Origin of the sequence: Lysinibacillus sp. FW12, assembly GCF_050817245.1 — a bacterium.
Classification (GTDB): Bacteria; Bacillota; Bacilli; order Bacillales_A; family Planococcaceae; genus Lysinibacillus; species Lysinibacillus irui.
The window spans coordinates 3,012,742-3,027,312 of sequence record NZ_CP139094.1 but is presented as its reverse complement, the minus strand read 5'-3'; the positions used below and the strand labels follow the sequence as shown (position 1 = coordinate 3,027,312).

The following is a 14,571-nucleotide window of genomic DNA, read 5'->3' as shown; positions in this document are numbered from 1 at the left end:
TTAGGCATCCTTGTACTTTATCCTTCTAGCTTATGAATAAACTCACGCATTAATCCTGGTAAATCTGGCCATGCATGCCCACTTACTAAATTGCCATCTGTATGGAGGTTGGCATCAATATAAGTTGCTCCTGCTACTTGCACCTCTGGCTTGCAGGCAATATAGGCAGTAAGCTCTCGTCCTTTTAACACTTCAGGAATGGTCGCGAAAATTTGTGCTGCGTGACAAACTGCTGCAATCGGTTTGTTCGTTTCAAAGAAGTGGCTCACTAATGCTGGCACATGCTCATTTAAGCGAATATATTCTGGCGCACGCCCACCTGGAAGTATGAGTCCATCAAATTGTGTTGGATCAACATCTGCAAAAGAAGTATGTGCCTCTAAACCATAGGCAGGACGCTCGATGTATGTATCGACGCCTTCGACGAAATCGTGTAATACAGTTTGTAATTTTTTTGCTGAAGGTGCTGCAATTGTGACATCATAGCCTGCTTCTAGACAACGATAATAAGGATAAAAAACCTCTAAAGCCTCTACTGCATCTCCTGCTAATATTAAAACTTTTTTCCCCATCATTCCATCTCCTTTACATAGTGAATCTACTAGCTTTATTCGACATATGCAAAAAATTTCCTGCTAACCTTTCGAAATGACAGACTTTACAAAGAAAAAAAGGAAGCGTATAGTATTTATTTAGCTAGGTAAATAATTTTTTAGGAGGTAGAATCATGAATCCCATATTCCATGCTTTATTTCAAAAAAGCCGGTATTTAACCAACTGCTTAAATGAAGTGTTGAAGCAGCATCAATTATATAGCTCACAATGGACTATTTTATATTGCCTACATAAAAACGGCCCTATGACGTTAACGCAAATTTGGAAATATTTAAATGTAGAAGCGCCAAGTATCACAAGAGCTATTACACGACTTGAGGCGTTAGGCTGGGTCCAACGATTAGATGGAGTGGATAAGCGAGAAAAAATTGTGACCTTAACTGCACAAGCTGTGGAACGTTTACCAGCAATCACAGCAACCATTTTAGCATTTGAGGAAGAAATGGTGGGCTCACTAACTGCCGAGGAACAGCAACAATTTATTAAGTTACTGGAAAAAATGAAAGGTTGATTAACATGCAGCAAGAAGAAAATACACAAATATGGACGAAGCGTTTCATCAGTCTCTTTTTAACAAATATCTCGGTATTTTTTGTTTTTTATGGACTGGTAACGACTTTGCCACTTTATGCCATAGGTGAGCTCCACCAGACAGATAAGGAAGCGGGACTATTATTGTCAGGCTTTTTATTATCAGCCATTATTGTACGTCCGTTTTCAGGGAAACTACTAGATGTATTTGGTAAGAAGAAATTGCTAGTCCTATCGATCGTGGGCTATTTTATTTGTACTGTCTTATATTTATTCGTACATCCATTTGGACTTTTACTAGGTCTTCGCTTTATTCAAGGGATTTTCTTTAGTATTATTACTACAGCTGCAGGGTCATTAGCAGCAGATATTGTTCCCGCTAAACGAAAAGGTGCAGGCTTAGGCTATTTTACAATGTCTACAAATCTAGCTGTCGTAATAGGGCCATTTATTGGCTTACTATTAATACAATACAGCACGTTTAATGTATTATTCATTGTCATGAGTATTTGTATTTTAGCAGGAGGTATTTTAGCATTAACGGTCAATACCGATGATTTACCGAAACCTGACCATGAAGGGAAATTAACCTTTAAATTTAATGATCTATTTGAACGGAAGGCACTCCCGGTAGCAGCAATTGCTAGCTTAGTGGCATTTTCTTATGCAAGTGTCTTATCTTTTTTATCGGTCTATGCACAGCAAAAGGATTTAATGGCTGTAGCTAGTCTCTTTTATGCTGTGTTTGCGGCAGCCATGCTTATTACACGACCATTTACAGGAAAACTCTATGATACAAAGGGACCGCAATTTGTGATTATTCCAGGTATCATTTCTTTTGCCATCGGACTGGTCATGCTCGCATTTGTAGAAGGTCCCGTGTTATTTTTATGTGCAGCCATTTTTGTAGGCTTTGGCTACGGCTCTGTGACGACAAGCTTGCAGGCATTAGCCGTGCAATCAACAGCTATTCAGCGTAGTGGATACGCAACCGCTACTTACTTTACAATGTTTGACCTTGGTATTGCCCTAGGCTCGTATATTTTAGGAATGGTAGCCGTACAAGCAGGCTATGCATCTGTCTATTTATCAGGCGCATGCTTACTTGGCGTTGTCTTTATTATTTATTTAATCCGTTTAGCTAAAATAAAACCAAAAAAAGTGATCAATCTATAAAAAAACAGTTGGGGGAGTCCCAACTGTTTTTTCATGTTGTTGCAATAAGAAATGTTACTAGCAGTAAAAGAACGTTTAGCAAGGCGAGGGGTAGATTTCCGTTCCGCCAGCGTCCTTTCCAGGGGGCGTCCGATGAGCCGCTTCACTCACTTGCGTTCGCTCCAGGGTCTCATCTGTGACGCTAATCCCCTAGGAGTGGCGCTGGCTCCACTCCAATCAACATGCAGCACAAATGTCAATTATTCTAGAAGAGTGGGCACATTTATTTTAACTGTACAACCTTTGCTAAAATTTTGACTTTTTATTATTTCAAACGTCCATATCCTACGAAATGCTTCTTCCAATACGTGCTATTAATGTTGGCTACACTCACACCACTATTACTCGCATTAATCATTTGATTATTACCAATATAAATGCCTGCGTGTGAGATGCCTGCCTTATATGTATTTGCAAAAAACACGATATCTCCGATTTGAGGGGTACTTACTTTTTTAGCTGTCTGATAAAAACCGGCAGCCGTTTTGCGTGGAGTTGAAATACCAGCCTGATTAAAGACATAGGTAATATATCCAGAACAGTCAAAGCCTGTACTTGGCTTTGCTCCACCGAAAGTATATTTAACACCGAGTTGCTGTTTAGCTACCTGTAGTACCTTGGATGTCGTGTTCGATACTGAGGATAGTTGTTTATTGATTGTTAACTTTTGTCCAACATAAATCGTGGAAGACGATAAATGGTTGGCGTTCATTAATGTTTGATAGGAAATACCGTGTTGCGTGGCAATCTTCCATAAAGAATTGCCGGACTGAACGGTATAGGTTGCAGCTGATGCTGATTCTACTGTTGAAAAAAGTACGGATGAGCTTAATGCCAATGCCGCTAACTTCATGCCCCATCTATACTTTTTAATGCTCTTCATGCTTTAATTCCTCCTACAAAGTTACAATTTGATACGAATTTGATTATAACATTGTAGTATTACAGATGGATGTCAATTAAATAACAATGTAGAGTCGTTTTTAGAGTGAGATACTGTTTTTTCTAATTCTCTAGGGCATTCGTAGGGTAGAATTATCAATTGCATGTATGTTCTATCTTGGCAATTTGAAAAATATGCTATCATCAGATGGAACATTTTTGTTGGTATGAAAAGGGAATTGGTGGTCAAATATGGTATAATAGAGAGGTAACTAGATAGAGGTTTCATGGGCGGTTGGCACAATTTTAACCTATCTCATTCAACTTATTGAAGAGAAAGGAGTTGATGCCAATGACTATTTTTGAAGCAATAATGGTTTCTATAAGTTTCTCAACACTTATAGTTTCGGTCATTGCATTGTCATTTACTTTTACACAAAAAAAGTAAACCGCCCCGGCCTCGCAAGCTGTGAGTAGGTTTACTTCTTTTCTCATTGCAAATCGCCTTTGAAGCGATTCATCTTGTTACAAAGGCCATTTGGTGCTGACACACCGAATGGTCTTATTAAATTTATATACTTCTTCACTAAGAATTATAACATGGGTATATGGTGTTTTTCAAATAGTGTAAAATTTAATTCGTTTGGACTTACATAACAAAATGTATTCTTAGACCAATAACCTAGATAGCGGAATGTTAATAGTGAGAGAAAAGGAGAGCTGCATATACAAGCTCTCCATTCAATTTAATGAAGATTCTTCTGTAAAAACGCTTTTGTGCGGTCGTTTTGTGGGTTGGTAAAGAAGTTGTCTGGGTGACCGGTTTCGATAATGTCTCCACCATCCATAAAGACAACCTTGTTGGCTACTTCTTTGGCAAAGCCCATTTCATGAGTAACGACAATCATTGTCATTTGGTCTTCTGCCAAGCTTTTCATGACTTTTAAGACTTCGCCCGTTAGTTCAGGATCTAAGGCTGAAGTTGGTTCATCAAATAATAGTAATTGAGGATTCAACATCAAGGCACGGGCAATTGCAACACGTTGTTTTTGACCACCGGAAAGATTGGCAGGGTAGGCGTTTGCTTTGTCGGAAAGCCCAATTTTTTTCAGCAAATCTAGACAACGGCTCGTAATGGCTTCAGACGACTCAGTTTTTAATAAGCGCGGGGCCATTTCGAGATTTTGCTGAACTGTTAGATGGGGGAATAGGTTAAAGTGTTGAAAGACCATGCCCATTTTAGCTGTTATCGTTTTAATGTCCTGTGGTTTAGCATATTTTCCATTTCGCACAAGATAATCACCATCAACTAAAATACTCCCTCCCTCAATTTCTTCCAAATAAATTAAGCTCCGAAGCATTGTGCTTTTCCCAGATCCCGATGGACCAATGACAGCAATGACATCGTTTTTCTCAACTGTAAATGTAATTTGTTTTAAAACCTCCACCTGATCGAAGGATTTTTTCAAGTTTGTTACTTCCATCAATGCCATTTGTGTCACCTCTATTCAAATTTAAAGCGTTTTTCTAGCCCTTTAAAGAACATTGTTAAGACAAGAGTCATAACTAAGTAAATAGTGCCAGCGATAAAGAAAGGCATAATTGTGAAATCACGATTCACGGCGGTTTGTGCAAAATGCAGTAATTCTGGAACTGCTACTGCATAGAGCAGGGCTGTATCCTTTATGAGTGTAACTGATTCGTTGGATAAAGCTGGTAAAGCAACGCGGAACATTTGTGGCAAAATGACACGTGTTGTTGTGTGCCATTTAGATAAGCCGAGTACCTGTGCTGCCTCATATTGTCCTTTATCAATAGCTAGAAGACCACCACGGAATATTTCTGCGAAGTAGGCAGCATAATTTAAAATAAAGCCGAGACAAGCGGCTACAAATCGATCGAGCACTAAATATTCACCGATTACTGGTAGCATAGGTAAACCGAAACAAATTAATAATAATTGTAGTAAAAGTGGTGTACCACGCATGATATATATATACGTATGTGCAAGCCATGCGAGTGGTTTAATGCGACTTTTTACCGCAAGAGTTAGTAAAAAGCCTAATGGAATCGATACCACAATAGCGATAATAAACAGTAAAACCGTCATTTTCGCACCTTCTAGCATCGGCCATATCATAGTTTGCCAGTAATCCGCCATAACGATGTCCCTCCAAAAAGAGTAAGAGTTTCACTAAGGAAACTCTTACAGATGTTGTATCATGTCCTTACTTTAATACTTTATCTTCACCAAACCATTTTGTTGAAATGTCAGCTGACGTACCGTCCTCATTCATTTTGTCTAATGCGGCCTGTAGTTTTTCCAACAATGCTTCATTGCCAGGCTTCACACCAATTCCGTATTGTTCAGGTGCCAGTGATTCTTCTAATAATTTGAATGTATCAGGCTCCTGTGTCATGTAATATTCTGCAACAACAGCATCAATGACAACGGCATCAATACGGCCTGTTTTTAAATCGGATAAAGCTAAAACGTTATCTGCAAACTCTGTAATTTGTTTTACTTCTTTGTGAATTGGGTGACCGTTTAATGCATCGGATGCAGAAGAAAGGGATTGAATTCCGACTTCTTGTCCAGCTAGATCACTTAGTTTAGAAATCTTTGAATCTGCTTTTGTCATAACAACTTGAGCGTTTTCGAGATAAGGCTTTGTAAATAATACTTTTTCTTTGCGCTCATCTGTAATGGTATAACCGTTCCAAATTAAATCAATACGTCCACTGAGTAATTCAGCCTCTTTTGTTTTCCAATCGATTGGTTGGAATTCTGCTTCGACACCCATATGATCAGCCGCTGCTCGTGCTAAATCAATATCGAACCCAACGATGTTATTTTTATCATCTCGGAAGCCCATAGGTGCAAATTTATCGTCAATACCAATAATAATCTTTTCTTGATCAGCAGTTGTTTCGTCTTTTCCTGCTTTGTTATCTTTCGATGAACCACATGCTGCTAAAACAATGACTGCTGTTAGCATCATGAATAAAGTTATTATACGTTTCATTCGTGTTTCCCCCTATAATCTATCACTTTCACTTGCTAAACTACTAATGTGTTAAAGGATATCACCGTGTTTAATCAATGTCAATATCGTTTTGGATTAATCAGAAAATTAGCTGCATGTTCTAGCATTTTTTATAAAAAAGTTGACATTCATAAAAAATGTGAATTGGGGGATAGTAATTATTTGAGTAAACGGGAAAAAGAAAAGGGGACTGTTCATGAAGGACAGTCCCCTGAAATGGTGTTAGCTATTTTTGCTTTGGATCGCTTTTCGTGCTAATGCATCAGCTGCTTTGTTTTGTGAATCAGGCACCCATTTGATAAAGAATAAATCAAAGTTTGTGGAGAGTGCTAAAGCTTTTTCTAAATAAGGTTTAAATTCCTCATTTTTGACATATTCTTTTTCCATAGAAGCAACTACAATTTTGGAATCGGAGCGTACGGATACAAGGGAAGAGCCTAGTTTTTGCGCTTCTTCAAGTCCGCGTACTAATGCTGTAAATTCGGCGATATGGTTGTTCGTTTCACCGATATATTCACTAATTTGGATATGATGGCCTTCCCCTTTAATAAAAAGTCCAATACCACTTGGACCAGGATTTCCTGCACTGGCAGCATCGATATAAACTTCTAACATAACATCCCTACTTTGCAATGTGTCTTCCCTCTAATTGTACAACAAGGAGGGGAATCATTGCCCGTAAAAAATGGAACAAACAAAATAGTTGCTTGTTCAAATCGAACGCTTCATAATAGTAGGAAGTGAATTTTGGACGTGGAAGGAGCGAGAGTTCAACATGGATAAAGTGACGGTTATGAAGGATATTGACGAACTGCATGATACGTATTGTGCGGATTGCTTAGTCATCAAGCAATTGCGTAAAGAACGTGGTAAACCAGGGGCTCATCGTTTCTGTATTGAGGCCTGTTCAGTTGGAGAAAAGCTACAGTTTTTAGGAGAAGAGCTTCTGAAAGTTTATAGTAAATAAGATTACATGCACATTAGAAAAAGCTACATGTTTTAGCAATACGCTAAACATGTAGCTTCTTTAATTGTACGTTTATTTCGTTTCAGCATAGCTGCTTAAATCTTGGTAATACTTTGTCAGAGAAGAAGCAGAAATATCAAATGTCGCGGCGATTTCTTTAACTGTCATCGAAAGGGACTCGAACAGCTCCTTTTCCTGACCATAGCGAATGGCACCAGCTGCAATAGCTGCTTCTTTGCGTGCAGTTGGTTGACCTTCAATTAGATAGTCCTCTAATAGCTCAAGTATCGGTGCTGTTTCACGATCATTTTGCTCTAAGAAGTCCTTCACTTGTGTTAGGACATTGCTCTCAAAGTTTGTGAATTCCTCACCTTTATAGCCATTGGATACAAGTAACTCCCAGAAGGCAAGATGCTCTTCTTTTAAGAATGTACCAACCTTCTTGTCTGATGCTTCAAATTTTTTCTTGAATTCTTCAAATACTTTCGCATGATCTTCAGGGAAGAAAATCAATGTAGACACAGCTAAATAATGTGTCGATTTATTTGTTCCGTCTGGTAAGATAAAGGCAAATACATGCATACCTTCAGGAATTGGTTTGTCATTTTCACGACGAATATATAGCTCTTCATTTGTAAGGGAATGATTAGCTTTGAAATATTTTTCTTCAACAACAGATACTGTACCGATAAATAAAGTCGGCTGAGACCAGTTTTCAAGTACTTTAACTGTAGAAGGTCTTACAGCTTTTTTCTTTGTTTTCTTTAAGTAGCTTTTCCAAATAGATGGCTCTTGATGGAAGAAAAAGTCGTCTAACGCGATAGCTTCAATCAGCTCACGCTGTAAAACGCACTCTAATTTAGGCTGCCATGTGCCCACATGCTCGATATAAGCACGAACATCTTTACGATCAGGATATTCTAAGTAAAATGTTTGTAGCACACGCTCTAGTTCTTCGATTTGTACTGTTTCCACTGTTACTTGCTGTTTGCCTTCACAACATTTTTTATATTTTTTGCCGCTACCGCATGGGCATGGATCATTACGTTTTACCATAATTAGAACACTTCCTTTAATCATTGTTAATCGTATATTGCTAAATAATTTGCGTACTATTAATAATAACGGTACTTTTGTATGAAGAAAAATGATTGTCTATTTTGAAATATCTAAAAAATGTAGAGGGACGCCCTGATTCTAGTATATGTATGGATTTTTCTACTTAGAACTAAAAAAGAAAACGATCTGCACTTTTAAAGCGCAGTATCGTTTTCTATTGAATCTATTGCTGTTGTACCGCTTCTATTTCTAGTGTGAGGCGTTCAAGCTCATCAATTAAATGACCAATATAGGCAATGGTATCACGAAGCGGTTGGTCCGTTGTGATATCAACACCTGCCATTTGTGCCAACTCTACGGGAGATTTTGTTCCACCGGCCTGTAACACAGCTAGCCATTCTTGGACTGCTGTATCTCCCTCTTTTAAAATACGTTGAGATACTTGTGTAGATATCGTTAAACCAGCACTATATGTGTATGGGTAAAGGCCCATATAATAGTGAGGCTGACGCATCCATGTAAGTTCAGCACCTTCAGTAATATCGACTGTGTCACCCCAGAAGTCTTCTAAAACTGAGCGTTTTAAGTTATTTAAAATGGTTGCATTGACAGCTTCACCAGCATCCACTAATTCATACACTTTACGTTGATATGCGGCTTCTAGTAAATGTGTAACAAAGTTATGATAATACGTTTTTGAAACAATGTTTGAAATCACCCAGCGCTTAAAGCGTAGATCATCATTATGTGTGAGTAAATAATTGGCTAACAGCATTTCATTCATAGTCGACGGTGCTTCAATAAAATAAAGGGAAGGTCGGCTGTTAAGATAAGATTGGTGTTCATACGTATTTGCGAAATGGCCAGCATGCCCTAGCTCATGAACAAGCGTAAAGACTTCGTTCATGCGTTCATTCCATGACATTAAAATATAGGGGTGGCTACCATACGGACTTGAACAGAATGCTCCTGTTGATTTTCCTTTGTTGGGCGCATAGTCAATCCAGCGCTCATTAAAGGCTCTATCCATTAATTGATTATAATCATCACCCATCACTGCTAATGCTTTATCAACATATTCTTTGGCCTCAGCCATTGATAATTTTGGGTCATAATCTGGATCAAGCGCAATTTTTAAATCCGCAAAGGTCATATGGTCGATGCCACTGGCTTTTTGAATTAATGTGGCATAACGACGCATATGCGGAGCAAGCTCTTTCGTAATCAAATCGATTTGACGATTATAAAGTGAACGGTCCACATCTTGGTCAAATAGTAAATAATCAATGACAGAGTCAAAGCCTCGCAGGTCAGCCATTGTTTTTTCTTGTTGAATATGCGTGTTATACACTTGTGCTGTTGTATGCTGGTAATCACGGAGCTTACTTGAAAAGGCCTTAAAGGCAGCACGGCGTAAATCTGTATTGGCTTCAAATTCCCAGTCATTTTCGTATAAGACAAAACTTAGTGGATGTTTTTCGCCATTTGCTTCAAATTCGCCAAAGTTCATATCCACTAATTTTGTCGTATTGTATGTTTCGTATGGAGCATCAAATGTGGCACTAAATGCTGCAAGTGCTTTTTCGACCTCTGGATGAAGCTGGTGAGGTTTATGCTTTAACAGTTCCTCTAGATAACGTTTGTAAAGAGGGCTTGATGCAGCTGCTTCCTGTAAAATTGCTTCATCCAACGCCAGTAATTCTGAGCGTACGAACGATAGGGCACTGCTGACTTTCCCGATAGCAGTACTAAATTTCGCAGCACGCATTTGTGCTACATCATTTGTACGATCTGTTTCGAGGCTTAAGCTTGCATATGTGCCAATCGGAACAAACCTCTTTTGTAGCTCTTCAAAAGCAGATAACACGTCAATTACTTTTTGTGCATCTGTAATGGTACCTTTATACTGCTGCTCAAAGTGAAGTGCATCGTCAACCAGTTGCGCTAAAGTAGGTTCAAAATCAGCATCATTTTTTAGTAAATGTGTTAAATCCCATGTTTCTTCTACTGCAACATCTTTTCTTAATGGTAAAACTTCCATTTATGAACACCCCTTTACATGTAAGTGATTTCATTATAACGAAACTATTTCGGAAAGTGAAATAATTTAATAGAATAGTTGAAATATTCTTGCGGAAGGTCAATTCTTATGAAGAATGTTTGAAATATTGTTGGGCGGGAACAATGTGTGTATAGCCAACATAAGTTGTAACGCATACTAAGGGCTAGAACAATTGACACATTGGAGGAGAAATACATTATGACACAAAACTTAAACAAACAATTAAATAAGCTAGTGGCTACATGGTCTGTCCTTTATACGAAGCTGCACAATTATCATTGGTATGTTAAAGGGCACGCGTTCTTTACACTGCATGCAAAATTTGAAGAATTGTATAATGAAACAACGCTGAATTTAGATGAAATAGCAGAACGTATTCTTTCAAAGGATGGCAAGCCTGTGGCAACATTAAAAGAACATCTAGAGCTATCCTATGTGGAGGAAGCGACAGGAAATGAGACAACAGAGGAAATGGTAGCAACGACAATTTCGGATTTCCAAAAGCTAATGAAAGCATTAAATTCCGCTATGGAGCTAGCAGCTGAAGAAGGGGACGATCGTACAGAGGATTTACTTAATGCGATGTATCAATCCCTTGAAAAGCATACTTGGATGTTAAAAGCCTTCCTAGACAAATAAATAACGTAGTAAGAAAGAGCATGTTGGAGAATTACTCTCCAGCATGCTTTTTTTGTTTTGAGCCACCACATGACAAATAAATAACAGGGTTTAAAGCATCATAACAATTATTACAGTTTGGTAAAACGTGTTTGTTTGTGTTCTGTACGGGTATTTACTTAGTAAGCCATATAAATTAGGAGGAATTGAACATGATGAATGAACAAAACCCAAAAATTGAGGTGGCCCATACGAGAAATGAAATGCTTCACATTTTAGAAAGTATGCGGTTAGAAGGTTACCAACAAGAGGATATCCATATTATTGCGAAAGATCCGCAACAGTTTGAGGACGTAAAATGGGACGCTGATGTCCAAACGCATGAAGCGGGTAATTGGGTAGACCAATTCAAATCTTGGTTTACAGGTGACTCAGCTGTTACAGAGGGCTTAAAACGATTTAATCTATCCGAGGGACAAATCGCTTATTATTCGCATCTTGTTGAGCAAGGGAGTATTGTCTTGTATGCGGAACATGATGATGATCTGGATACACTACAAACACATCCAGAGACAGCTGCTGAACAAGAGGAGCGCTTAAGAAATCAAGAGCGTATGATCGAGGCCGAGCAATATAGAAGATTTTTATAAAGTGAAAAACAGAGTGATTTCAATTGATCACTCTGTTTTTTTGTTATAGAAAAAAGAACGAAAAGAGGCGTTGATTTCCATTCGCCTGCTTTCTTTCAAGGGAGCTGATGAGCTACTATCCACTTTCCTTACATACTAGCGGTTGTAAGCAAAAATAGCTGAATGTTCTCCAAAGAAAAAAGAGTGATCACGGGGACCACTCTTTCTATTGTATAACTTTTTCTTGTGCATCCTTTTTGATATAACGCAATACGTGAAAATGCTCTAATTGGGCAACTAAATTACCGATTAGAATAAAGCTACCACCAATGACTAATTTCATCGTTAGGCCCTCACCAATAAACATCATGGCGAACATGGCTGCAAAAATAGGCTCTAAAGAAAAAATGAGACCTGTATGTGTAGCAGATGTGTACTGTTGTGCAACAGTTTGGCCGACAAAACAGAACGCACTACAAATGATTCCAAGACCTAAAATCGCAATCCAAGATGTCGTTGAATCTGGCAACGTTGGTGTTTCTAATATGAATGTTAAAATTAGTGCATAAAGTCCAGCGAAACCTAGTTGGTAAATACCATATGAAATCGATTCGACATTTCGTGTAAAGGAGCTATTTAAAAGTAAATAAATTGAATAACATAATGCTGCAATTGCTACTAATAGGTCACCCTTTTGAAAGGTGAACGAGCCATGTGCTGTTAATACTGTAATACCAATCATCGTGCAAATAACGGCAAAGCTAACCGCTCTCGATGGTAATTTTTTTTCAATGAAACTACTGAAAATCGGCACTAATACAACAGTTAGGCTTAAAATAAAGCCAGCATTTGAAGCGGAGGTAGACTGTAGACCAAATAAACTTAACGCGAACACAATGAATAATAAAAATCCTTGAATAGCCGCATATTTTAATGTTTTACCATTTACTTTGATCATCCGTTTATAAAAAATAAGTCCTGCTACGAAGAATGCGATGATACAACGTAATGCCACCACATTATAAACTGCCAATGTTTCAAGCCCCATGACCATAAAGGTATAAGATAGTCCCCAAAACATTGTGACAATAACCATCAATACATTTGCTTTTCCTTGGATACTCATTATGTTCACCTACCATCTGTGTACTAAAACAGTTTTTATACTAAAAATTACTATATATCTTGTATTGTGATTAGTAAAACGAATGTTTATAATGAATAGGATTAAAAAATTTCATGTACATAGAGGGATGGCGAATGAGCTTAGTAAAATATGAGATTTTAACAAAGGTAGCAGAAGTAGCAAGTTTTACAAAAGCAGCGGATGCACTAGGGTTAACACAGTCTGCAGTGAGTCATGCCGTATCGAGTTTAGAAAAAGAATTTGGCTTTGCCCTTATTCACCGTAGTCGTGTAGGTGTCACACTAACAAGTGAAGGACAGACAATGCTTAGGGCGATGCGACAGGTCTTGGACGCACAGGAGTTATTGCAGCAGGAAGCAGCGCATATTCTCGGCGTTACACGAGGTAAGGTACGTATTGGTGTTATTTCAAGTATTTCTTCGAATTGGATGCCTGAAATTATTCAGATTATGGATCATCAATTTCCTGGGATACAAGTGGAGTTACGTGAAGGGGATTATTACGAAATTGAACAATGGCTTCTAAGTGGTGAAGTCGAGGCAGGATTCCTGAATGGGCAAAAGTCGGAACAGTATCAATTTATGGAATTACAGCAAGACCCTTTATTATGTATTGTTTCTCATAAAAGTCCATTATTTCATAAGACAGAAATTGATATTGTGGACCTAGAGGATATGCCTTTTATCATGACTTCTTACAAAGGGACAAATGATGTAAAAGTGCTGTTAGAACAATATCATGTAAAGCCCAATATACGCTTTGAGCTTTCTGAGGAAGTAGGAATTCTATCTATGATTTCACACCATTTAGGGATTAGTATTTTACCCCAGTTGGTCATTCAAAATTTACCGCCAACATTGAAAGCGATTCCATTAAAGCAAGGTGGCTACCGAACGATTGGTATTGCCATGAAACACCATGCTTCACCCGTGACAAAGAAATTTGCTGAAATATTAAGTGCATGGTTAAAAGAGCAAAACAGCTCCCTTCCATCGTAGCTATTGAAGCAAATCGTACCATTACGTTAAAATAGTATTTGTATATATTTTAGAAACTAGGTGAGTGTATGGGGACATTACTAGGCAAAACCGTACTCATTACAAGTGGGGGAACACTTGAAAAATGGGATCGTGTACGAGGGCACACGAATTTATCGAAGGGGACAATGGGCTGTTATTTAGCAGAGGCAGCACTGGCTGCTGGTGCGTCTGTCATATACATGCATGGTTACTTTGCTCAGCTCCCAGAAAACGAAGATAAAATGACATTGGTTAAATTTGAAGGCATTGAGGATTTAGGAGAAAAAGTTCGTCATGCTGTCCAACAACAACAAGTCGATATCGTCATTATGGCTGCTGCTGGCTCCGATTGGGTCATAGACAAAGTGTATGATCAATCAGGGAATTTAATGGAGGAAGCGGGCAAAATGCCTTCTGACGAACCACCGGTTATTCATTTTAAAAAGGCACCAAAAGTTTTAGGTCAAATCAAAGGCTGGCAACCAAATGTAACGTTAGTAGGCTTTAAGCTGGAAGCGACGAATGATGAGGAATTTTTGCTTGCTCGTGCAAAACTACGCATGGAAACAGCCAATGCACAATTTATGGTAGCTAACAGCTCACAATCTTTATATGGTGGGGACGAGCCTCATTGGATTGTGCCTGCTGAAGGGCAGCCGATCAAGGTGATGGGTAAGCAACAGACAGCTCAAGCTCTAATGGACTGTTTACAGGGGGATTAAAAGGAGAACTGTGGAGAGGGTTTACTTCTGCACAGTTTTTTTGTTGTGAAAAATTGGA

General features: G+C 38.4%; 17 protein-coding genes. 8 read left to right on the top strand and 9 right to left on the bottom strand.

Annotation, left to right across the window (positions count from 1 at the left end):
- Positions 1–17: 17 nt before the first annotated feature.
- A complete protein-coding gene (locus tag SJW71_RS15810; protein WP_274796542.1) occupies positions 18–572 on the bottom strand; it encodes a DJ-1/PfpI family protein in 555 nt (184 codons plus the stop codon).
- Between the two features lie 155 nt (positions 573–727).
- Between SJW71_RS15810 and SJW71_RS15805 the strand changes: the two genes are divergently transcribed.
- Positions 728–1,126, top strand: coding sequence for a MarR family winged helix-turn-helix transcriptional regulator (locus SJW71_RS15805; protein WP_274796544.1), 399 nt, complete (start codon positions 728–730; stop codon positions 1,124–1,126).
- Between the two features lie 5 nt (positions 1,127–1,131).
- On the top strand, positions 1,132–2,322 hold the full coding sequence (locus SJW71_RS15800; protein WP_313471437.1) for an MFS transporter: 1,191 nt from the start codon (positions 1,132–1,134) through the stop codon (positions 2,320–2,322).
- 304 nt (positions 2,323–2,626) lie between these two features.
- On the opposite strand, the gene SJW71_RS15795 is transcribed toward SJW71_RS15800, so the two are convergent.
- Complete coding sequence (locus SJW71_RS15795; protein WP_431811178.1) at positions 2,627–3,244, bottom strand: NlpC/P60 family protein; 618 nt, start codon at positions 3,242–3,244, stop codon at positions 2,627–2,629.
- Positions 3,245–3,589: 345 nt separating this feature from the next.
- Between SJW71_RS15795 and SJW71_RS15790 the strand changes: the two genes are divergently transcribed.
- On the top strand, positions 3,590–3,691 hold the full coding sequence (locus tag SJW71_RS15790) for a putative holin-like toxin (protein WP_396631770.1): 102 nt from the start codon (positions 3,590–3,592) through the stop codon (positions 3,689–3,691).
- A gap of 298 nt (positions 3,692–3,989) precedes the next feature.
- Here the strand turns inward: SJW71_RS15790 and SJW71_RS15785 are convergent, their stop codons facing one another.
- The 4 genes from SJW71_RS15785 to SJW71_RS15770 all read right to left on the bottom strand — a co-directional run bounded on the left by SJW71_RS15785 (position 3,990) and on the right by SJW71_RS15770 (position 6,905).
- Positions 3,990–4,736, bottom strand: coding sequence for an amino acid ABC transporter ATP-binding protein (locus tag SJW71_RS15785; protein ID WP_274796550.1), 747 nt, complete (start codon positions 4,734–4,736; stop codon positions 3,990–3,992).
- An 11-nt stretch (positions 4,737–4,747) separates the two neighbouring features.
- Entirely contained in the window at positions 4,748–5,404 is a 657-nt protein-coding gene (locus tag SJW71_RS15780) for an amino acid ABC transporter permease (RefSeq protein WP_431811177.1), read from the bottom strand.
- A 67-nt stretch (positions 5,405–5,471) separates the two neighbouring features.
- Positions 5,472–6,269: a transporter substrate-binding domain-containing protein gene (locus tag SJW71_RS15775; protein WP_431811176.1), complete on the bottom strand. Its 798-nt coding sequence runs from the start codon at positions 6,267–6,269 to the stop codon at positions 5,472–5,474.
- Between the two features lie 243 nt (positions 6,270–6,512).
- Entirely contained in the window at positions 6,513–6,905 is a 393-nt protein-coding gene (locus tag SJW71_RS15770; protein WP_274796553.1) for a ribonuclease HI family protein, read from the bottom strand.
- Positions 6,906–7,065: 160 nt separating this feature from the next.
- On the opposite strand from SJW71_RS15770, the gene SJW71_RS15765 reads away from it, so the two are divergent.
- Positions 7,066–7,257, top strand: a complete 192-nt coding sequence (locus tag SJW71_RS15765; RefSeq protein ID WP_274796554.1) for a zinc-finger domain-containing protein — start codon at positions 7,066–7,068, stop codon at positions 7,255–7,257.
- Between the two features lie 72 nt (positions 7,258–7,329).
- Here SJW71_RS15765 and SJW71_RS15760 read toward each other — a convergent pair whose 3' ends face one another.
- Positions 7,330–8,313, bottom strand: coding sequence for an SEC-C domain-containing protein (locus tag SJW71_RS15760; RefSeq protein WP_431811175.1), 984 nt, complete (start codon positions 8,311–8,313; stop codon positions 7,330–7,332).
- 226 nt (positions 8,314–8,539) lie between these two features.
- Positions 8,540–10,357, bottom strand: a complete 1,818-nt coding sequence (gene pepF / locus SJW71_RS15755; protein WP_313470644.1) for an oligoendopeptidase F — start codon at positions 10,355–10,357, stop codon at positions 8,540–8,542.
- Positions 10,358–10,576: 219 nt separating this feature from the next.
- On the opposite strand from pepF, the gene SJW71_RS15750 reads away from it, so the two are divergent.
- Positions 10,577–11,017, top strand: a complete 441-nt coding sequence (locus SJW71_RS15750; RefSeq protein ID WP_274796558.1) for a Dps family protein — start codon at positions 10,577–10,579, stop codon at positions 11,015–11,017.
- Between the two features lie 191 nt (positions 11,018–11,208).
- Positions 11,209–11,646, top strand: a complete 438-nt coding sequence (locus SJW71_RS15745; protein ID WP_274796559.1) for a general stress protein — start codon at positions 11,209–11,211, stop codon at positions 11,644–11,646.
- Between the two features lie 205 nt (positions 11,647–11,851).
- On the opposite strand, the gene SJW71_RS15740 is transcribed toward SJW71_RS15745, so the two are convergent.
- Positions 11,852–12,751: a DMT family transporter gene (locus SJW71_RS15740; RefSeq protein WP_274796560.1), complete on the bottom strand. Its 900-nt coding sequence runs from the start codon at positions 12,749–12,751 to the stop codon at positions 11,852–11,854.
- A 134-nt stretch (positions 12,752–12,885) separates the two neighbouring features.
- Here SJW71_RS15740 and SJW71_RS15735 point away from each other — a divergent pair, with 134 nt between their 5' ends.
- Positions 12,886–13,770 carry a LysR family transcriptional regulator gene (locus SJW71_RS15735; RefSeq protein ID WP_274796561.1) on the top strand — a complete coding sequence of 295 codons (885 nt, stop codon included), beginning with the start codon at positions 12,886–12,888 and terminating at the stop codon, positions 13,768–13,770.
- 68 nt (positions 13,771–13,838) lie between these two features.
- On the top strand, positions 13,839–14,513 hold the full coding sequence (locus SJW71_RS15730; protein ID WP_431811174.1) for a phosphopantothenoylcysteine decarboxylase: 675 nt from the start codon (positions 13,839–13,841) through the stop codon (positions 14,511–14,513).
- Positions 14,514–14,571 lie beyond the last annotated feature (58 nt).